The sequence below is a fragment of the Vreelandella zhuhanensis genome (genome assembly GCF_009793355.1).
Taxonomy (GTDB): Bacteria; Pseudomonadota; Gammaproteobacteria; order Pseudomonadales; family Halomonadaceae; genus Vreelandella; species Vreelandella zhuhanensis.
Window position 1 is genome coordinate 53,032 of the sequence record NZ_WTKP01000009.1, and the last position, 20,436, is coordinate 73,467.

The following is a 20,436-nucleotide window of genomic DNA, read 5'->3' on the forward strand; positions in this document are numbered from 1 at the left end:
AATATGTCACTGCACCACGACGCGCAACTGGTGCGCATGGTCAACCAGATCGCCGCCAACCTGAAAGGCGGCCGGGACGACGCCCAGGCCGTGGCGGACATCTGCCGCCACTTGGAGACCTTCTGGGCGCGGCCGATGAAGCAGAGTTTGATCGCCTATTCGGAGCGGGAGGAGGCCGAGCTGGCACCCTTGGCACGACGTGCCATACAACGGCTCAGCGAACGACAGATAGTGCAGAAGATCCAGGCCGATAAGGTCTAAAACCATGGATTATGGAATTGCTGATCAATTTGTCTCCGGACAACTGGTCAGCGGACCCTTAATACTTTTAAACCAATCACTTAGCACTTTATAGTATTAATTGCCAATCCGCCTCTTGATGCTTCCTTGTATTTATCGAGCATATCTTTTCCTGTATCACGCATTGTTCGGATGATTTTATCCAAAGAGATAAAATGAGTCCCATCACCTCTCAAAGCCATTTGAGGTGCTTCGATATCAGCGTCGTCATCGTGGCCCCGGTTTCGCTGTGAAACCTCCGTTCTAGTGCTGATCGACCGCCGCCCGCACCAGCACGGGGATGACGCGAGCCGTCAGAGCGATAGGTGCTCCTTGAACACCTGCATCAGTTCACGCTTGTCCTCGAAGCCGATCCCCGGCATGTCGGGCAGTGCGATCGTCCCTTCCTCTACCGGAGTGGAGTCGGCGAAGCCCCCGAAAGGAGCGAACACCCTGGGATAGGACTCGTTGCCGCCGAGCTTCAGGCCGGCGGCGATATTCAGTGCGAACTGGTGGCCACCATGGGGAATGCACTGGCGTGACGACCAGCCATGGGCACGCAGCACCTCGAGCATGCGCAGATACTCCACCAGGCCGTAGCTGAGTACGGGATCCATCTGCAGGATGTCGCGGTCGGGGCGCATCCCCCCGTAGCGCAACAGGTTGCGCACGTCCTGGTGGGAGAAGAGGTTCTCACCGGTGGCCGTGGGTGCGGCGTAGTGCTCGCCGAGCTGCTGCTGCATGGCGTAGTCGAGCGGATCGCCGGCCTCCTCGTACCAGCGCACCCCATAGGGTGCCAGCCCATCGGCGAAGGCCAGGGCGGTCCTGAGGTCGAAGCGGCCGTTGGCATCCACGGCCAGCCGGCCGGCCTCGCCCACCACCTCGATGGCCGCCTCAACCCGCGCCAGATCCTCGGCCAGGGGCACCCCGCCGATCTTCATCTTGGTGCAGATGTAGCCTTGACCGAGGTAGTCACGCATCTCTTCCTGCAAGGCGCTGATCTGCTTGCCCGGATAGTAGTAGCCGCCCGCTGCATAGACCGGGACCCGAGCATCCGGCTTGCCGTCGTCGAAACGCTCGGCGAGCAATTTCGCCAGGGACTTGTTCTCCACTTTCGCGACAATGTCCCAGATCGCCATGTCGATGATACCCACCGCTACCGAACGCTCGCCGTGGCCGCCGGGCTTCTCGTTGGCTATCAATACCGACCAGACCTTGAAGGGGTCGAGGTTAACCCCACTCTCGTCGAGCAAGGCGGCGGCGTCGGCCTCCCTGAGCCGCGGCAGGAATCGCTCGCGCAGCAGGCCGCTCTGGGCATAGCGGCCATTGGAATTGAAGCCATAGCCCACCACTTGGCGGCCATCAATCTTGGCATCGGTATAGATGGCCAGCACCGAGACATCCATCTTCGAGAAGGAAATGTAGGCGTTGGCGATGTCGGAGGCAATGGAGACGCGCGCTTCGCGAATGTCGGTGATTTTCATCATTATTTCCTAGAACAGCAGGCCTGAGGGCAGGCGGACATTGAGAACCTGGGTGAAGATGGCATAGAAGCCTCCCACCATGACGGCGATGATAGGGATCCAGAGCAGGAGGCGCTTCCAGGAGACCGGGCCTTCGACCCTGGCCAGGAACCAGGTGATGAAGAACATGATCAAAAAGCTCGATACCATGAATCCCAGCTTGCCGATGGCGAACCACCAGACCAGCAGCAGGAGGATCAGGACCAACAGCCGCCAAGGGCTACCCGATATCACGATGGAGCGCCCCCCCGGCCTGAAGAACCCCTTGACGAACAGCAAGAGGGACAAGACGAACAGAATCACCAGAATAGCGCGGGGAAAGAGGATGCTGAGACGACCGATGTCACCCCGTCCCAGCCACAGCACGGCAGCGAAGGCCAGACCGATGGCCCCTGCCGCCATATCGGTATTCAGGCGAATGATCATTTATCTTCCCCTCGGCTCGATTCGCCCTTGTCGAGTCGACCGCTCCGTTCCAGCCAGCCCGGCAGCAGCGCTGTCGCGGCCCCCAGCAGCACCAGTGCGGCCAGCACCTTCGACAAGGGATTTTCGACCAGGCGCAACCAAGGGATCGGATCGACCACCGCCGCAAGCATCGTCTGCACATAACCCTGTTCGGCGATGCCCCCGAGTATCAACCCCAGTACGATGGGTGCCGCATGGATGCCGATCAACCGTAGGAAAAATCCCGCGATGCCCATGATCATCATGATGCCGACGTCCAGCAGGCTGTTGCGCAGGGCAAAGGTGCCCAGGATGGTCACCATGGCAATGGCGGGCACCATGAAGTGGTAAGGGGTCTTGATCACTATCTTGTGGATGAGGCGAGCGCCGAGAAGACCAACGGGAAGCAGCATCAGGGCAGCCAGACCCATGGAGAGGATAAAGCCATTGGTCAGGACGCCGGACTCGGTGAAGAGGCTCAACCCCGGCCGCAGACCATGCATCAGCAACACGCCGAGGATGATGGCATCCGGCGGTGCACCGGGAATGCCCAGGGTCAAGAGAGGAATCATGCTGCCCGCGACCATGACGTTGTTGCTGGACTCTGATGCCACCACGCCGTCGATATTGCCCTTGCCGAAACTCTGCGGGTCCTTCGAGAACCGCTTCGCCTCGTTGTAGGCCACCAGGCTGGTCACATTGCCTCCAGCCCCGGGGATGATGGCGATGACCTGGCCGATCAGACAGGAGCGGATCAGGTTGACGGGTTTGCCGAGGATATGGCGCGCAACCTGGCGGATACCGACCTTGGTCTTGCCGAGTTCGGCACTTTCAGTAATATTGCTGCGCCCCTCAGCGGCCATGCTCAGCAGTTCGGGGATCACGAACAGTCCGATCAACGCAACGATCAGTTCGATTCCCCCCTGCAACGGCGGGAAGCCGAAGGTGAAGCGGGTCTCCCCGCCCACCGGGGACACCCCGACGGTACTCAACAGCATGCCGATGCAGCCGCCGATCATGCCCTTGAGCAATGAGCCGCTGGACAGGCTCGCCACCAACGTCAGGCCAAGCATCGCGACCCAGAACATCTCCGAGGGTCCGAAGGCCACCGCCCAGCGGGCCAACGGCGGCGCCAGCAACAGCAGGAAGGTCACCCCCACCAAGCCGCCGATCACCGAGGCGATGGTCGCCCCGGCCAAGGCTTCGTAGGCACGCCCCTGGCGGGCCATGGGATAGCCATCGAAGGTCGTGGCGATTGAAGAAGGTGTCCCCGGCGTATTGATCAGGATGGCGGTAAAGGCACCGCCATAGATGGACCCCATGTAGACGGCACCCAGGGCCATCAGGCCCTGCAGTGGCTCCATGGAAAAGGTGAACGGCAACAACACGGCCAAGGCCATGGTCGCCGTGAGGCCCGGCAGGGAGCCGATCAGCAGCCCCGCCGAGACCCCGACCAGCACCGTAATGAGACCCTCGAAGGTCATCAGCGATGCCAGTGCCTCGAGCAGCATATCCATGAATCAGCACTCCCGACGGCTCCCTCGGAAGCCGCAACGATGAACACAGCAAAAGCCAAGACCCCGTGATCAGGGCCTTGGCAGAAGGGACGGCAGTATTACTCGGCTGATTCGAGGATCGGAGCGTAGGCATCCTTGAGTTGTGAGATGACCTCATCGACCTGGTCACCGGTGATGTATTCCATCACGAAGCCCAGCGGTTCCTGTTTCTCGGCAATGCGACGGTTGGCCTCGGCAAAGGCATCTTCGAGCACTGTGATGATCTCGTCCGGCGTGCCTGCGGGCGCGGCGACACCCCGATAGGCCCCGCCCACGATGTCGTAACCCTGTTCCTTGAAGGTGGGTGCATCAGGTAGCGCCGGCACTCGTTCCTCGGAGGCCACAGCCAGCACCTTGACCCGATCCTCCATCTGCACGCCGAGCATGGTGTAGTTGAAGACACCAGCAACGTGGTTGCCTTCCAGCGCCGCCGGAAGGGGCCCGGTGCCACTGAAGGGGATATAGGTCAGATCGATGTCGGCCTCACGCTCCAGTCGCAGCATGTCCAGGTGGTTGGCGCTGTAGGTACCGCTGCCGCCCAGGGTCACGACTTGGGGATTCTCTCGGGCATAGTCGACGAGATCCTCGAGAGTATCGAAGGGACTGTTGGCCGGGACGATCAGGGCATTGGGCGTGGAATGGAAGAAGGTAATGATTTCCCAGTTGTCGGTCTCGTAACCGGCATCGGAGCGCAGAATCGGCTGAGCGATAATGTGCGGGATATTGACGCCGATCAGCTCGTAACCGTCGGGTTCGGCATTGCTCTGGAACTCGCTCCAGGCGACGGCACCGCCGCCACCGGGACGGTGAGAGACATTGACGCTAACGCCGAGGATCTCTTCAAGGACCGGCTCCTGGAAACGCGCCGTGATGTCCGACTCACCACCCGGGTTAAATGGGATCACGTAGGAAATCGGCTCTTCCGGGTAGTCTGCCTGGACTTGACCGGCGATGCCCGCGAGGGCGATGGCCGACACGGCACTGACGAGGATGGACTTGGAGAATTTCATGGCATGCTCCGACGTAGTTGTATTGTTTTGTGTAGTATTGTATTCGTCGTTGGTGGTAGCTGGGCCAGTGTATGGTCTCGCTGTAGTCTGCCTGTGGGCTACCAGGGCGCTCCACCTTCGACCAGCGTGGATAGCCTCATTACTCAAGCTAGCAAAGTTGTAAAAGTTGTCAATTTTTATCCCTCGAAGACGCGCCGACGTGAATTGCTCAAGTGGCACTGCATACAGTGCGAGGCGCGTTCGGCATCGCCGGTCAGGATACTGTCGTGGATGCGCCGATGCTCCTGCTGGACCTCGGGGAGGTGGAAGCCGGGGCGACGCTGGCCCAACCCTCGTGCCAGGCGCTGCCCGTAGATGATGGGAGCCTCGAGGGAGACCAGGGTATCGGCGAAGAAGCGGTTGTGGGTGGCGTGGGCAATGGCCAGGTGGAACCCATAGTCGGCATCAACCCCCAGCGCATTCTCGCGGATCCGCTGCTCGAGCAGGGCGAAGGCCGTCGAGATGGCTGCCCGGTCCTCAGCCGTGGCGTTGAGTGCTGCCAGTCGTGCCGCCTTGGTCTCCACGGCGATGCGGAATTCCAAACAGCGCTGGATGTCGGCCAGGCTCTCCAGCGGCGCGAAGTCGAGCATCGCCCGATCGGGACGCAGGCTCACGAAGCTGCCGGCACCACGATGCGAGCGGATCAGGCCATCCTCACGCAACCTGGCCAGGGCCTCGCGCACGATGGGACGCGAGACCCCGTGCATCTGTGCAAGCTTCTCCTCCGAAGGCAAGCGTTGTCCCTCACGGTACTCACCCTTGATGATGTGGTCGATAATGTCGCCGTAGACCCGGTCACCCAATTTCTGCCCTTGACGCCCCTGCTGATCGGGGAAGGTACCCGGGATGACGCCTGTGTCGCTGCGAGAACTCATGCCGTACTCCCTTGGCCGCTGTTCCCTTCATGATACGCGAACTTGTCCAAGGGCTCGCCACCCGACCTGCTCCACGCTGTCCCAACCCGTGGCGGCTGCCATGGCTAGCTCCTGGATCACTCGTTAAGCTGACAGAGGATGCTCCCTCCTAATATTATAATAAGAAACTTAGCTTCCTTATTCAGGGCTTGATTAATTATCTGCCCAACTCCATAAGTAGTACTTTTATAAATGGAGTTTTTTCAACATCAAAATAACACCTCTGATGTTCAAAGCCGCTTCAAGAACACGTTTCTTGAAGCCACGACAATGCCCTTACTGTTGCTCGATGTCAGAACAAATAGACTGAGTCACATCGCGAGTAGTCGCAGTACCACCGAGATCCTTTGTTTGTAGGCCAGAGGCAGTCAATCGCTCAATTGCCGCCATAAGTCTTTCAGCCGCAGTAGCTTCCCCTAAGTGTTCCAGCATCATGGCAGCTGTCCAGAATGAACCCACTGGGTTGGCAATGCCTTGCCCGGCGATATCAAATGCTGAACCATGGATTGGCTCAAACATGGAAGGGAAAACCCTTTCTGGATTCAAGTTTGCGGTGGGTGCAATACCTAGACTGCCTGAAAGAGCAGCCGCCAAGTCAGACAAGATGTCTGCGTGGAGGTTGGTTGCTACAATGACATCCATCGTTTCCGGCTTAAGAACCATACGAGTAGTCGCGGCATCCACAAGCTCTCGATCAATATTCACATCTGGGAAGTCTTTTGCGACCTCGAAGAACACCTCATCCCACAGCACCATGCCGTGTCGCTGCGCGTTGGACTTGGTTACCAGTGTCAGCTTTTTGCGAGGGCGACTTTGGGCGAGATTGAATGCAAAGCGATGAATACGCTCAATCCCCTTTCGAGTGAATACAGACACCTCAGTACCGACTTCCTCAGGATGTCCTTGATGAACTCGGCCACCGTTGCCTGAATATTCGCCTTCACTATTTTCTCTAACGATGATCCAATCGATCTCATCGGCACCTTTTAGGCGGCTTTTAACACCCGGTAGCACCCGAGCTGGACGTACATTCGCATATTGATCAAAACCTTGGCAGATGGCAAGCCTAAGCTCCCAGAGAGAAACGTGATCTGGCACATCTTGACTACCCACGGCACCAAAGTAGATAGCATCAAATTTTGACAACTTTTCCAGCCCACCTTTGGGAATGTACTCACCCTTACTAAGGTAACGCTGAGAACTCCAGTCAAAATCCTCGAATTCAAACTGAAAATCTCCACTCTTTTTTGCCAAAGTTTCTAGCACCTGCTTGCCAACCTCAATCACTTCAAGGCCGATCCCATCTCCTGGAATAACTGCAACACGATGACTTCGCATATTTAATGTTCCTGATTATCTAAATTTTATATGTAAAATACTTTTTTCTTGGCGCTACAGATGTTAGATGATAAGGTGAAATGGATTCAATATACTTTCAGTTAATACTGAATTAACTATGAGTTTAAGGTTATGTCTAGCAATGATTTCAAGTTTTTTATTTTCATTTGCCAATCTGGAAGTATTTCTAAAGCGGCTAAAGACTCTGACATTACTCCCGCAGCTGCAAGTAAGCGTCTTTCCAAAATTGAAAAAAGTGCTGGGTGTCAACTTTTATCAAGATCTACCCGTTCTTTGAGCTTAACACCTAATGGAAAAATTTACTTAGAGTACGCCCGCAAGGTTACATCAACAATAGAAGAGATGAGTGCCGCATTACGTCAAACAACTAACGAAGCAGAAGGGCCTATTAGGATTAATGCACCTTTCGGTTTTGGAAGAAAATATGTCTCAAGATTTGTTTCAGACTTTATAGAGGAAAATCCTAAAATTGAATGCCATCTGCACCTCTCTGATCATCCTTTAAATCTAATCAACAACTCCTTTGATATCGGCATTCGATTCGGATCACTTCCCGACTCTGGTTTACACGCTAGAAAAATTGCCTCACATAGACGATTTTTATGTGCTTCACCAGACTATTTAGAAAACAAAAATGAGCCTAAAAGCCCTCAAGAACTTACTCACCACAATTGTATAGTACTCAGACAAAACGAAGAAACTTACGGAAACTGGCATTTCACCAAAGAAGACCAAATTTATCATGTCCGTGTCGGAGGAAATTTAAGCTCAAACGATGGAGAAAGCGTTTTAAGCTGGACTTTAAAAGGTCACGGTATCGCTATACGAGCGGAATGGGACGTTTATAACCATATAAAAAAAGGGACTTTGAAAAAAGTTCTAAGCGACTATCATCTTCCTAATGCAGATATATATGCTGTTTATCCTTATAAGCAAAGCATTCCTAATCGCCTAAGAATTTTCATCGATTACTTAGCAGAAAAAATGAAAATAGTCCCGTTTTAACAACAAAGGTCTAAAATCATGGATTACGGATCGCTGAACAATTCGTCACCGGGCAACTGATCAGCGATTTCTTAATACTTTGAGACCAATCACTCAACACTCTATGGCATTAACTGCCAATCCACCTCGTGATGTTTCCTTGTATTTATCGAGCATGTCCTTTCCTGTATCACGCATCGTGCGGATGACTTTATCCAAAGAGATAAAATGAGTCCCATCACCTCTCAAAGCCATTTGAGCCGCATTGATCGCTTTTACAGTGGCGATAGCATTGCGTTCAATGCAGGGAACCTGGACTAAGCCGCCGACGGGATCACATGTCAGGCCCAAGTTGTGTTCAAGCCCAATTTCCGCAGCATGCTCTATTTGCTCAGGAGTTCCTCCCATTACTTCTGCCAAGCCGGCCGCTGCCATGGCGCAAGCAGAACCCACTTCCCCTTGGCAACCGACTTCTGCCCCCGAGATAGACGCATTCTTTTTACAGAGAATGCCAATGGCGCCAGCAGCCAAGAGAAACTTCACTATGTCCTTCTCGCTAGAACCCACTTGAAATTTCATATAGTAATGTAAAACAGCGGGGATGATACCTGCCGCACCATTGGTGGGGGCCGTCACCATACGCCCTCCCGCCGCATTTTCCTCATTAACGGCCAAAGCAAAAATATTGACCCACTCCATAGCGGAGAACGTCGAAGCAATCAGGCAGGTGTTCTGCTCAGCAGATTGAAGTCGCTGATGGAGTAGCCTTGCTCGTCGCTTAACGTTTAGGCCGCCAGGCAGTATTCCTTCATTGCTTAATCCATTATCAATACACTCACACATGACTTGCCATATTTTCCAAAGTCCGCTTCTTATCTCCTCCTCGCTCCGCCAGACCTTTTCATTCTCCAGCATTATATCGCTAATACTCATGCTCTCTTTTTGACAATAAGAGAGCAGCTCCGCAGCATTGTTGAAATTAAAAGGTATCTCTGCAATGTCTGAATCCACCTGCCCAGTATCTACTTGGGCTTGATCGATAACAAACCCACCTCCTACCGAATAGAAGGTATTCTCGTAAAGTATTTCCCCCACGTTCGTGTAAGTGATAATACTCATTGCATTGGGGTGGTAGGGCAAACATTTTTCATGAAAATACAGATCCTGCTGCCAGCGGAAAGGAACGTCAGCTTGCTGGCCTAACTGCAATGTATTTTCTTCTTTTAACTTCTCGATACGGGGCGTAATAACACATGGATCAATGGTATCGGGGCGCTCCCCCATCAACCCCATAATAATCGCCTGGTCGGTTCCATGCCCAATTCCTGTCGCCGATAGCGATCCATAAAGGTGAATTTCCAGGCAAGAAACTTTATCAATAAATCCCCTTTCACGTAACGAGGTTACATAGTTAAAAGCAGCTAGCATGGGGCCGACGGTGTGTGAGCTGGAAGGCCCCACACCCACTTTAAAAAGTTCAAAAACGCTAATTGGCATTGTAGACCCCTAATTATTATCGCTAAATATATCGTTTTTATAACTGATAGCGGTAACATCTTAACCAGAAATTAAAGTTATTTAATATAAACCAATATCCTAAATTCTCAGGATCGAAGATTTATAAATAATTAAAAAAAAACATTATACCAAATAACTACTAAAGCTATCGCACTTGTCAATTTCCAAGTACTACCGTTCGCCCCCCATGAAGAAAAACACGCCGTTCAAGGTGGTAGCTAACTCCTCGAGCCAAGGTTAGGCATTCGATATCCCGCCCTTTCGCGACTAAATCCTCTGGATAATGCGCATGATCAACCGACTCGACGCCCTGAGCAATAATGGGCCCTTCGTCAAGGTCATTATTAATATAATGGGCTGACGCTCCCACTAGCTTAACGCCTTTCTCATATGCTTGATGATAGGGTTTGGCACCCTTGAACCCCGGCAATAGTGAGTGGTGGATATTGATGGCACGTCCTGCCAACCGCTCACACATGGCCGGAGACAGCACCTGCATGTAGCGCGCCAAAATCACAAGCTCTGCCCCGGTGCTCTCGATGACCTTTTGTATTTGTGCCTCTTGTTGCGCCTTAGTTTCAGGTGTGACCGGTAAGTAATGAAAGGGAAGCCCATGCCAGGCGGCAAGTGGCTCAAGATCCGGATGGTTGGAAACGACGGCACGAATGTCGAGAGGCAACTGGCCAATACGATAGCGATACAGCAGATCATTCAAACAATGATCCGCTTTAGAAACAAGTATGACGGTCCCGGTGCGTTTTCCGGGTGGCGTCAGTTCAAATTTCATGGCGAACTCAGCCGCGCGTGAGGCAAAGGCATCATGGAAAGTCTCGCCACAAAAGTCGTCTAACTCGGGTCGAAACTCGGCACGAATAAAAAAACGCTCGCTCAGCCGATCATCGAAAGAGTTGAGTTCGGTAATGTAGCATTGCTGCTCTTTCAAAAAGCGCGTCACAACGTCGACCGTTCCAAGGCGGCTAGAGCATTGCGCGGCAAGAATCCAAGTATCGGCCATTCGGCTCATAACACCCCCCACTTGTTATCGGTTTGCTAGAGAAAAGGCCGGCACTCGACCGGCCTGTCGACTTAACGCTCTACGATGGCGCCATACTCAGCCGCAGCATCCAATAGCCAGCGATAGCAGTAATCGGCAAAACTTCTGCGCACCACCAGCTCCCAGCTGTCTTCGTTGGGCCGGCGCAACACAACAGTGCTCTTGGCAAAGACCGTCGATACACCCTTGCCCACCGGGAACGCTTGCGTGTGCACATCGTAGAGTGTTGACTTCATGAGTACTTCTCGCGCTTTCTCACCCTGTAGCGTGAATACGGTTTGCCCACCGCTCACGTTGATGATGCTGTAATGCGCCTGCCCCATGGCCTTGCGCAACCGGCTTTCTAGCGCAAACTCTTCGCCACCCGGGACAATGACGAGCCATTCATCGGGAGACAGCCACTGGATCGAACGCTCACCGCTCTCATCCAGCGTTAACGTGTTGGGCCGGGCAGGCAATGCCATGCCCAGCACCTCGCGCACGGCCTCATCCAGAATGATGGCACCACCGCGTAGGATTAGATGCCCCAGAAAGGACTTCTCACGAAGCCTCACTCCCGCATTGGCGTCGCGTGGCAGCACTCCTTGGCGATGAAAAGTCCACGCTAGCGGCGATTCAGCACTCGGGTTTCCGGCAGGCCGGGTATCAAACTCTTTCACGTCAGACATGCTGGCGCTCTCCTTTGGGATCGACGAATACAGGGCTGACAATCTCGGCTTCGTAAACTGTTCCATCCACCATGGGCAAATAAACAGTCTCGCCCATTCGCTGATGCCCACCCTTGACTACCGCCAAGGCAAAGCCATGCCCCAGCGTGGGACTGTAATAGCTGGATGTCACATGCCCTACCATGGCCATAGGAATACTTTGATTGGGATCGAGCACGATCTGGGCCCCTTCCTCGAGTACTACCTTGGCGTCCTTGGGTTTCAGGCCGACAAATTGCTTGCGATCGGCGCGCCGGGTATCAGGACGGGACAGCGCTCGCTTACCGATCCAGGTAAATGGCTTGTCATAGCCGATTGCCCACTGCATTCCCAGGTCTTCTGGAGTGACCGATCCGTCAGTGTCCTGACCGACAATGATCAACCCTTTTTCTGCGCGCAGGACGTGCATCGTCTCGGTGCCATAAGGGGTCAGCTCATACTTTTCCCCATGCTCGAAGAGTGTCTTCCAGACATGCATGGCGTAATTGGCTTGAACGTTGATCTCGTAGGACAGCTCACCCGTGAACGAAATCCGAAAGACACGCGCAGGCACCCCCGCGACCGTTCCTTCACGCCAGTCCATGAACTTGAACTGATCCTTGTCTAGATCAATATCGGTGATTTCTGCCAGCAGCTTGCGAGCATCCGGCCCGGTCACGGTCATGGTTGCCCAGTGATCGGTGACCGAAGTGAAGTAGACATCCAGTTCGGGCCATTCGGTCTGATGCCAGAGCTCCATCCACTCCATCACCCCGGCAGCCCCGCCCGTGGTGGTGGTCATCAGAAAGTGATTTTCACCCAGGCAGCTGGTTGTCCCGTCATCCATGAGCATGCCGTCGTCCTTGCACATCAACCCATAACGGACCCGGCCAACGTCCAGCTTGGCCCACTTGTTGGTGTAGACACGGCCCAGGAACTCACGGGCGTCGGGGCCCTGGATATCGATCTTGCCCAGGGTCGAGGCGTCGAGAATGCCGATATGCTCGCGGACTGCAAGACACTCGCGGGACACGGCCTCATGCATGGTTTCTTTCTTGCCATTGACGGTGCGCGGAAAGTACCAGGGGCGTTTCCACTGCCCCACGTCTTCGAATTCGGCGCCCTGCTCGACATGCCATTGATGCAATGCGGTGTAACGCTCAGGATCAAACAAGTCACGGCAGTGGCGACCAGCGATGGCGCCAAAGGTGACCGGGGTGTAATTGGGTCGGAAGACGGTAGTACCGACCTCGGGAATGGTGCGCTTCAGGCAGCGGGCAGCAATGGCCATACCATTGATATTGCCGAGCTTACCCTGATCGGTCCCGAACCCCATCGCCGTGTAGCGTTTGATGTGTTCGATGGACTCGAAGCCTTCGCGGGTGGCCAACTCAATGCCAGCTGCGGTGACATCATTTTGAAGATCGACGAACTGCTTGGGCGCGCGCATGGATGGCTTGCGGTGCGGTACCTGATAAAGGGCACAGGCCTCGCCATCCTGGCGAGCAGCGACCTGGGGAAGCGTAGTGGCTTCAGCGTGGGTCTTAACACCTGCGGCCAGCGTCGCGCGGACCCCGGCATCCGCAGCGTCTCGGATGACCTCATGCAGCGGATAAACACCGCGCACACCGCCGGTGGCGGTAAGGCCTTTCACTTCGCCTGGCACGAAGCCCAGAATGTCATCACGCCAGAGAGGACGCGTGCCGGTATGCGAGGACAAATGAATGACCGGACTGTAACCACCAGAGCTGGCGATAGTATCGCAAGCTAGTTCCTCGACACGGCCTACCACCGAAAACGAATCGGCGTCAATCTTGGCGACGCAAGCGGCGCTGACACGGTTAGACCCTTTGGCTTCGATCACGGCACTCTGGGCAATGATACGGATACCCAGCGACTGGGCCTTCTCGACCAGCTCGCCCTTGGGGTTGGCCCGCGCATCGGCAATCGCTACTACCTCGCAGCCCGCCTCTTGCCAGTCCAGTGCAGTACGATAGGCGTGATCATTGGTCACGGACAACACCAATTTTTGTCCGGGCATCACGCCATAGCGACGAATATAGGTGGAGACCGCACCGGCGAGCAGGTTGCCGGGAACATCGTTATTGGCATAGACCAATGGGCGCTCATGGGCTCCTGCCGCTAACACCACCTGGCTGGCACGAACCCGATGCAGTCGGGCTCGCGCCTGCCGACGACCACCGGTGGGTGCACTATCGCCCAGATGCTCGGTGCGACGTTCGTGCAGAGTCACGAAGTTGTGGTCATGGTAGCCATTGGCGGTAGTGCGTGGCAGTAGGGTCACGTTGCTCAAGCTGCTGAGTTCGTCGAGAATTCGATCGACCCATTGCGCCGCAGGCATATCATCAATCAACTCGCGACTGTCCAACAGCGAACCGCCCATTTCTTCCTGCTCGTCGCAGAAAATGACCCGCGCCCCATTACGTGCCGCCGTGACAGCGGCGGTCAACCCCGCCGGGCCAGCACCGATAATCAGTACATCGCAATGCTGATTAATATGCTCGTAGCTGTCCGGATCGGGCTCGGCCGGGCTGCGTCCCAACCCTGCACTCTTGCGGATATATTTTTCGTAGGTCATCCATAGCGACGCCGGCGCCATGAAAGTCTTGTAATAAAAGCCGGGCGGCATGAAGGTTCCACTCAGCTTACCGACCATGCCCATCAGGTCACGCTGGACATTGGGCCAGCCATTGGTGCTGCGTGCGGTCAACCCTTGATAGAGCGCCTGCTGCGTGGCGCGTACATTGGGCACTTGAGCCGCTTCCGTGGCACCCAGCTGTACCACCGCATTGGGTTCCTCGGCGCCGGCGGCAACAATCCCGCGCGGACGCGAATACTTGAAACTGCGATTGACGATATCGACGCCATTGGCCAACAGCGCCGATGCCAGCGTATCACCCCCATACCCCGCATATTGCTGACCATTGAAGACGAATTTCAAGGGACGGGACCGATCGATACGTCCGCCCTGCTTTAGTCGATTGACCTGAGTCATGCCCGCGCCTCCTTGTTCAATGCTTCGCTTTCAGGCCGGGCCCCTACGGTTTGCCAGCCGCCCGAGGCCGCCTGAACACCTGCCTGCTTGTCTTTTTCAGAAAGGTCCGCCGCCGTTATTGAAGGCTTTTCCCCCATCTTGTAAGTCTCGAGGATCTCGTAGCTCACGGTATGACGGGTTATGTTGAAGAATTTACGGCAGCCTACCGCGTGCACCCATAATTCATGATGAATGCCTCGAGGGTTATCGCGGAAGAACAGGTAATCTCCCCAGGCTTCGTCGGAGCACGCCTCAGGGTCAACCGGACGCTGAATATGCGCCTGTCCCTTGGGGTGAAACTCTTCCTCTTCGCGATGCTCTTCACAGTACGGACAATAGATATGGAACATGACAGTGCCTCCTTAGTGCGCGACACCCGCAGCGCCATGTTCATCGACAAGCGCACCGGTATGAAAACGGTCGATAGAGAACGGAGCGGCCAAGGGATGAGCTTTGCCCTTTGCCAATGTCGCTGCAAAGATGTGCCCCGAGCCCGGCGTAGCCTTGAAGCCCCCGGTGCCCCAACCGCAATTGAAAAATAGCCCTTTGACCGGCGTGGCCGAGAGAATCGGGCAGGCGTCGGGGCAGGTATCGACGATGCCGCCCCACTGACGGTTCATGCGCACGCGCGAGAAGATAGGGAACATTTCTACAATCGCCTGCAAGGTGTGTTCCACAGTGGCGTAGCTGCCACGCTGGCCATAGCCCACATAACCGTCGATACCGGCGCCGATGACCAGATCGCCCTTGTCCGACTGGCTGATATAGCCATGCACATGGTTGGACATCACCACGGTATCGAGAACTGGTTTGAGTGGTTCTGAAACCAGTGCCTGTAATGGATGGGACTCGATCGGCAACTTGAAGCCAGCCATCTTGGCCAATACACCGGAATTACCCGACGCAACACAACCGACCGTCTTGGCCCCGATGTCGCCCCGGTTGGTATGCACTCCCACGACACGCCCGTCGTGGATCTTGAAGCCAGTGACTTCAGTCTGCTGGAGGATATCGACGCCACGCGCGTCCGCACCCCGCGCATACCCCCAGGCCACGGCATCATGCCGGGCCACACCAGCACGTGGCTGCCACGAAGCACCCATGACCGGATAACGAGCGTTTTTAGAGCAGTCCATGATGGGCACTATGTCTTGAACACCCTTGGTGTCCAGTACCTCACCGTCAATACCATTCAAGCGGTTGGCATTGACACGCCGCTGGATATCGCGCATGTCCTGAAGGGTATGGCCGAGATTCAATACACCGCGTTGCGAGAACATCACGTTGTAATTGAGATCCTGCGACAACCCCTCCCAGAGTTTCATGGAGTGCTCATAAAGGGCCGCCGACTCGTCCCACAGGTAGTTGGAACGCACAATCGTGGTATTTCGCGCGGTGTTGCCACCGCCTAACCAGCCCTTCTCGATCACCGCCACGTTGGTGATCCCATGTACTTTAGCCAGATAGTAAGCGGTGGCCAGGCCATGACCGCCACCGCCGACGATAATGACATCGTACTCTTTCTTCGGCGTGGGGTTGCGCCACTGGCGTTGCCAGTTCTCATGATGGCTGAGCGCATGCTTGACCAATCCAAAGCCGGAATAATGTTGCATGGACTTTCTCCTCGATCGGCTCCGTCAGAGCCCGTTGACATTCAGGCTCAAGCTACCGGTGTCTCACTGACTGCCGTCTCGTCGGCCCTGGCTTCGCCATAAACCGGATAGCGAGCACAGAGCGCGGCTACTTTATGGAGAACGTCGGCTTCCACCTCGTCGGTGTTGCTCTGGTTGGCGAGCACATCAAGAATGTCGCAGATCCAAGTCGACAATTGTTCGCAATCGTTCTCGTCAAACCCGCGGGAAGTGACGGCCGGCGTACCGATGCGCAAGCCAGACGTCACGAAGGGGCTTTGCGGATCGTTGGGTACGGCATTCTTGTTAACAGTGATGTGCGCCCGGCCCAAGGCCGCATCTGCGTCCTTGCCGGTCACCCCTTGTTTGATCAGCGAGACGAGGAATAGGTGATCGTCGGTGCCGCCGGAAACAACATCGTAGCCACGATCAATGAAGACTTTCGCCATTGCGCGAGCGTTGGCGATGACCTGGCGCTGGTAGCTGACGAACTCTTGGCTCATTGCCTCCTTGAAGGCCACGGCCTTGGCCGCGATCACATGCATGAGCGGACCGCCCTGCTGCCCCGGGAACACTGCACCATTAAGCTTCTTGTACATCGCTTCATCGCCGTGCGCGGACAGGATCAGTCCTCCACGGGGGCCACGCAATGTCTTGTGGGTCGTGGTCGTGACCACATGGGCATGCGGCAGCGGGCTAGGATAGAGCCCTGCAGCGACCAAACCGGCAACATGTGCCATATCCACCATCAGATAGGCACCCACTTCGTCGGCAATGGTGCGGAAACGGCGCCAGTCGACCACGCGCGAGTAGGCGGAAAAACCCGCAATGATCATCTTTGGCTGATGCTCACGTGCAAGACGTTCGACTTCGGCGTAGTCGATTTCACCCGTCTCGATATTCAGGCCATACTGCACGGCATGATAATGCTTACCGGAAAAGTTCGGTGCAGCGCCGTGGGTTAGGTGACCACCATGCGCCAGGCTCATACCCAGTACGGTGTCGCCCGGCTTAATCAGCGCCATGAAGACGGCTGCGTTGGCCTGAGCGCCAGAATGCGGCTGAACATTGGCATAGTCAGCGCTGAATAAGTCACACGCCCTTGCGATAGCTAACGTCTCGACCTTGTCGACAAACTCGCAGCCGCCGTAATAACGCCGACCGGGATAACCTTCAGCATACTTGTTGGTCAACTGGCTGCCCTGAGCCTCCATGACGGCCCGGCTGGTGTAATTCTCGGAAGCGATTAATTCGATATGCGCTTCCTGGCGTGACACTTCTTCTGCGATGGCTTGCGCAATCCGCGTATCGAAAACATTAAGGCTAGATTGGTTCATGTTATTCTCCTGAGGTTATTCTTATGTTCGGATCAATAGATGCGCGAAGCGGCAGCGCTTAGCTCAATTTAACGCCAAGGCAGTGGTGCAGGAATTGAACAGATGCGACAAGTTTTATGAACGGAGTCGGAAAACGCAGGATGTGGAGGCGCTGAATACAGAGATGGGTGCCTAAAAAATAAGCGGGGTGTCACTCAGCGGTGTGGCAGAGATCCTTCAGCGCATGGCTTCATCATGAACATGCAAGAAGTGAGGATCGACAGGCATGCTATCCGGGAGCCCGGCATGTTTGCGTATGTCAGAGGGCGACAGCCCAAAAGCAGTGCGGAAATTGCGTGAGAAATGAGCAGTGTCGGCAAAACCACAGCGTCCGCCGATCTCGGTGACGCTTTTTTCGGTGTAGTGCAGTAGCCATAGGCCATAACGCAAACGTAATTCCCGCGAAAACTTTTGAGGGCTTACCCCCAATGTATCGCGAAAGCGCCGCTCCAGATGGCGCCTGGACGTTCCTACTCGCTCAGAGAGAACGTCTACCGACATGGATTCACCTAAATGCTGCTCAAGCAGGGCAATGGCACGTCTGACCAAACGATCTTCCACCTTGACGAAAACTACTGGCTGCGGCTGAGCATAGCTACCTGAGCGGGCCTCATCAATCAACATGATATGCAGGCTCTTCATGGCCCAGGCCTTACCCATGTGACGCTCTATGAGATAGGCAGCCAGGTCCGCCGTGGATGCACCGCCCGCACAGGTGAGGAGATCACCATCATCGATAAAGAGACGATCGGCCACGGGTGTGATGGCGGGGAAGCGTCGGGTGAGATCGCGGTGATGGTACCAGCTGACGCAACAACGGCGTCCCTCCATCAGCCCTGCTTGGATCAGGGCGAAAACCCCGGTACATACCCCTACCAATGAGACTTTTTCTGCCGCCGCCCGTCGCAAGTAAGCCAATGCCTGGGAATCGACCCGGTTATGCTCGTCCTGAATCCCCCCAATCACAACGATATAATCAAACTCCTGGGGATCCTGCAGGGGAACACAAGGCGTGATGGCTGCGCCGCAACTAGACGTTGCATGCTCTCCGGTACTGGTCATGAACGTCCAATGACAGCGAAGCTGGCGACTGCGGTCACCCTCGTCGGCAGCCAGACGCAAACAATCAACAAACGCTGCGAAAGGCAAAAGTGTAAAACGATGCAGCAAGACGAATCCCACCGACAGGGGTTTATCAAGGGCAGCGTCAGACCGGGATACTATCAAATTGGGTAGACCTTCATTGTATAGCCATTGGCATTAAGGCTACCCATATTACCACGCGGGTGATCATCGATGTCTACGATCGAGGCAGGAGGTGCCACCGCCAGGCTATATACCCGGATGGCACGCTCAGCCAAGACGTATAGATCAAACAGTGGCTGCTCGGGAAAGTCCATGCCGAACACCATGTAAGGCCCTTGGTCACGCCTCCCCATTCTAAAAACGTCGCTTATTGCACTCCCAGTGTCGCCTTACATCAACAAAGCACATGACAATGCAGCCACACTGCATGACGTTAAATCATGAACCGATAAAAGGAGCGGAGCATGAACCGCAACGTCATCCTGACCTGCGCCGTTACCGGCGCTGGCGATACCGCTGGCAAGAACCCCAATGTGCCGGTGACTCCCAAGCAGATCGCCGACAACTGCCTCGCGGCCGCCAAGGCTGGCGCCAGTGTGGCGCATATTCATGTACGTGACCCCGGCCCAGCGCCACGCGCCGGTGGGCGAACTCCTGCCGGAACGGTGCACCCATCGCAGGAGGTAATGCATGAGCCATCAACTTTCTGTCATCGGTACCGGCGGGGTGATCGGCAACGGCTGGCCATTGCTTGAGCGCCAGGGCCTGGCCGAGGACGGCGTGGCCACCATCGATGAACTGATCGACCGGGTAGTGGAAGGCTGCGAATATCAGGCCGCTGGCCGCCTGGTGTTTGAGCTTGACCGACGCCGGGATAACTTTCTGGTGGAGCTGCTCGCATTGACACAGAAATACTGGCCCGAAGCCGAGGGCCTGGAGGGACGCATCTGATGATGATTTTGGAAAGCCACGTCGCCCCCGAGTGGGTCGACTATAACGGCCATATGAACGACGCCGAATACGCCAGGGTGTTCTCCTTGGCAGTGGAGGCGCTGATGGATCATATTGGCCTGGATGAAGAAGGCCGCAAGCGGCACGGCTACACCCTCTACACCCTGGAAACCCACCTCTGCTACCGCCGCGAGGCCCATGAGGGTCAGCCTTTACAGGTCGGCGTGACGCTGCTCGACCACGACGCCAAGCGACTGCATATCTTCTTTGAACTTTGTGACGTTGAAGGGAACCTGCTGGCCACCAGCGAGCAGATGCTAATGGGCATCGACAGCGAGGCCGGGCGTCCGGCGCCCTTCCCTGCACCCGTCGAGGCAGCCATCACTACGTTGCCCCAGGCCAATGCCGATGCCTGGCCGGAATTGGCCAGACGCACCATCGGTATTCAACGCTGAGGAAGAACCCGCTGACTCGTCTGACCAAGAAAATTAACCGCTCGGTGCGTTGAGTGGCCAAGCGGGATCGCCGAGCCGACCTTCTACCTCGACGACACCGGCGCCTTCGACTACCCCAACAACCCCCACGCCGACGACTCCGGAGTGCCGATGGGCATGCCGGCATGCCCAATGCCGTCGGTGTCAGTGTCGAGGAATTCTTCGAAAAGCTTATCTACTCTGCTTCAAAGGGCATGTCGCCCTCAATGGCGTAGTCGTCTATCTCGATGGAGAGCGGTGCCCGCCGAGCGACAAGCACCGAGTATATGCCCGACACATTACTGCGCGGCGTTGCCCCGCTGTATCTGCTCGCGCTGCTCGTCAGTCTTCGGCTTATCTTACTGATGGCAAAAACGTCTCGAGTTAGGAAAGACGCTGGGAGCACTCAACTTATGAGCTTACAGCCAAGGCGTAGCCCAAGGTCAAGGTAGTAGGCTCAAGAACCAATCACAATGCTATTGTAGGCTCGAGGCCTCA

The 20,436-nt window shown here is 55.6% G+C and carries 19 protein-coding genes and 3 pseudogenes; 5 read left to right on the forward strand and 17 right to left on the reverse strand.

Annotation, left to right across the window (positions count from 1 at the left end; genetic code table 11):
• Nucleotides 1-3 precede the first annotated feature (3 nt).
• A complete protein-coding gene (locus GPM19_RS12920) occupies nucleotides 4-261 on the forward strand; it encodes a formate dehydrogenase subunit delta (protein ID WP_160419431.1) in 258 nt (85 codons plus the stop codon).
• An 80-nt stretch (nucleotides 262-341) separates the two neighbouring features.
• Here the strand turns inward: GPM19_RS12920 and GPM19_RS12925 are convergent.
• From GPM19_RS12925 to GPM19_RS12960, 8 genes and pseudogenes are all read right to left on the reverse strand, one after another.
• Nucleotides 342-497: pseudogene (locus GPM19_RS12925) on the reverse strand (L-serine ammonia-lyase, iron-sulfur-dependent, subunit alpha); the annotation flags it as partial.
• A 96-nt stretch (nucleotides 498-593) separates the two neighbouring features.
• Nucleotides 594-1,763, reverse strand: a complete 1,170-nt coding sequence (locus GPM19_RS12930; protein WP_160419432.1) for a mandelate racemase/muconate lactonizing enzyme family protein — start codon at nucleotides 1,761-1,763, stop codon at nucleotides 594-596.
• 9 nt (nucleotides 1,764-1,772) lie between these two features.
• Entirely contained in the window at nucleotides 1,773-2,228 is a 456-nt protein-coding gene (locus GPM19_RS12935; RefSeq protein WP_160419433.1) for a tripartite tricarboxylate transporter TctB family protein, read from the reverse strand.
• Nucleotides 2,225-3,763 (reverse strand): tripartite tricarboxylate transporter permease, encoded by a 1,539-nt coding sequence (locus GPM19_RS12940; RefSeq protein ID WP_160419434.1) that lies wholly within the window; start codon nucleotides 3,761-3,763, stop codon nucleotides 2,225-2,227. The genes GPM19_RS12935 and GPM19_RS12940 overlap by 4 nt, the downstream gene beginning before the upstream one ends.
• Before the next feature lie 98 nt (nucleotides 3,764-3,861).
• On the reverse strand, nucleotides 3,862-4,812 hold the full coding sequence (locus GPM19_RS12945) for a Bug family tripartite tricarboxylate transporter substrate binding protein (protein ID WP_160419435.1): 951 nt from the start codon (nucleotides 4,810-4,812) through the stop codon (nucleotides 3,862-3,864).
• Nucleotides 4,813-4,988: 176 nt separating this feature from the next.
• Complete coding sequence (locus GPM19_RS12950) at nucleotides 4,989-5,726, reverse strand: FadR/GntR family transcriptional regulator (protein ID WP_160419436.1); 738 nt, start codon at nucleotides 5,724-5,726, stop codon at nucleotides 4,989-4,991.
• 116 nt (nucleotides 5,727-5,842) lie between these two features.
• A complete protein-coding gene (locus GPM19_RS15695) occupies nucleotides 5,843-5,959 on the reverse strand; it encodes a glycerate kinase (protein WP_160419494.1) in 117 nt (38 codons plus the stop codon).
• Between the two features lie 82 nt (nucleotides 5,960-6,041).
• On the reverse strand, nucleotides 6,042-7,103 hold the full coding sequence (locus tag GPM19_RS12960) for a tartrate dehydrogenase (RefSeq protein ID WP_160419437.1): 1,062 nt from the start codon (nucleotides 7,101-7,103) through the stop codon (nucleotides 6,042-6,044).
• Nucleotides 7,104-7,235: 132 nt separating this feature from the next.
• On the opposite strand from GPM19_RS12960, the gene GPM19_RS12965 reads away from it, so the two are divergent.
• Nucleotides 7,236-8,129, forward strand: a complete 894-nt coding sequence (locus GPM19_RS12965; protein ID WP_160419438.1) for a LysR family transcriptional regulator — start codon at nucleotides 7,236-7,238, stop codon at nucleotides 8,127-8,129.
• Nucleotides 8,130-8,222: 93 nt separating this feature from the next.
• Here GPM19_RS12965 and GPM19_RS12970 read toward each other — a convergent pair whose 3' ends face one another.
• The 9 genes from GPM19_RS12970 to GPM19_RS13010 all read right to left on the reverse strand — a co-directional run bounded on the left by GPM19_RS12970 (nucleotide 8,223) and on the right by GPM19_RS13010 (nucleotide 18,867).
• Entirely contained in the window at nucleotides 8,223-9,605 is a 1,383-nt protein-coding gene (locus GPM19_RS12970; protein ID WP_160419439.1) for an L-serine ammonia-lyase, read from the reverse strand.
• 178 nt (nucleotides 9,606-9,783) lie between these two features.
• Complete coding sequence (gene purU / locus GPM19_RS12975; protein WP_160419440.1) at nucleotides 9,784-10,650, reverse strand: formyltetrahydrofolate deformylase; 867 nt, start codon at nucleotides 10,648-10,650, stop codon at nucleotides 9,784-9,786.
• A gap of 62 nt (nucleotides 10,651-10,712) precedes the next feature.
• Nucleotides 10,713-11,348, reverse strand: coding sequence for a sarcosine oxidase subunit gamma (locus tag GPM19_RS12980; RefSeq protein WP_160419441.1), 636 nt, complete (start codon nucleotides 11,346-11,348; stop codon nucleotides 10,713-10,715).
• Complete coding sequence (locus GPM19_RS12985; RefSeq protein WP_160419442.1) at nucleotides 11,341-14,382, reverse strand: sarcosine oxidase subunit alpha; 3,042 nt, start codon at nucleotides 14,380-14,382, stop codon at nucleotides 11,341-11,343. The genes GPM19_RS12980 and GPM19_RS12985 overlap by 8 nt, the downstream gene beginning before the upstream one ends.
• The gene (locus GPM19_RS12990) at nucleotides 14,379-14,771 is read right to left on the reverse strand and encodes a sarcosine oxidase subunit delta (protein WP_160419443.1); all 393 of its coding nucleotides are present in this window, start codon (nucleotides 14,769-14,771) and stop codon (nucleotides 14,379-14,381) included. The genes GPM19_RS12985 and GPM19_RS12990 overlap by 4 nt, the downstream gene beginning before the upstream one ends.
• A 12-nt stretch (nucleotides 14,772-14,783) precedes the next feature.
• Nucleotides 14,784-16,034 (reverse strand): sarcosine oxidase subunit beta family protein, encoded by a 1,251-nt coding sequence (locus GPM19_RS12995; protein ID WP_160419444.1) that lies wholly within the window; start codon nucleotides 16,032-16,034, stop codon nucleotides 14,784-14,786.
• A gap of 47 nt (nucleotides 16,035-16,081) precedes the next feature.
• A complete protein-coding gene (glyA, locus tag GPM19_RS13000) occupies nucleotides 16,082-17,389 on the reverse strand; it encodes a serine hydroxymethyltransferase (RefSeq protein ID WP_160419445.1) in 1,308 nt (435 codons plus the stop codon).
• 216 nt (nucleotides 17,390-17,605) lie between these two features.
• The gene (locus GPM19_RS13005) at nucleotides 17,606-18,598 is read right to left on the reverse strand and encodes a GlxA family transcriptional regulator (protein ID WP_227842430.1); all 993 of its coding nucleotides are present in this window, start codon (nucleotides 18,596-18,598) and stop codon (nucleotides 17,606-17,608) included.
• 53 nt (nucleotides 18,599-18,651) lie between these two features.
• Nucleotides 18,652-18,867 carry a hypothetical protein gene (locus tag GPM19_RS13010; RefSeq protein ID WP_160419446.1) on the reverse strand — a complete coding sequence of 72 codons (216 nt, stop codon included), beginning with the start codon at nucleotides 18,865-18,867 and terminating at the stop codon, nucleotides 18,652-18,654.
• 111 nt (nucleotides 18,868-18,978) lie between these two features.
• Here GPM19_RS13010 and GPM19_RS13015 point away from each other — a divergent pair.
• From GPM19_RS13015 to GPM19_RS13025, 3 genes and pseudogenes are all read left to right on the forward strand, one after another.
• Nucleotides 18,979-19,137 (forward strand): annotated as a pseudogene (locus tag GPM19_RS13015) (3-keto-5-aminohexanoate cleavage protein); the annotation flags it as partial.
• Between the two features lie 169 nt (nucleotides 19,138-19,306).
• Nucleotides 19,307-19,465 (forward strand): annotated as a pseudogene (locus GPM19_RS13020) (L-carnitine dehydrogenase); the annotation flags it as partial.
• Nucleotides 19,465-19,920: a thioesterase family protein gene (locus GPM19_RS13025; protein ID WP_160419447.1), complete on the forward strand. Its 456-nt coding sequence runs from the start codon at nucleotides 19,465-19,467 to the stop codon at nucleotides 19,918-19,920. The pseudogene GPM19_RS13020 and the gene GPM19_RS13025, both read left to right, overlap by 1 nt.
• Nucleotides 19,921-20,436: the final 516 nt, after the last annotated feature.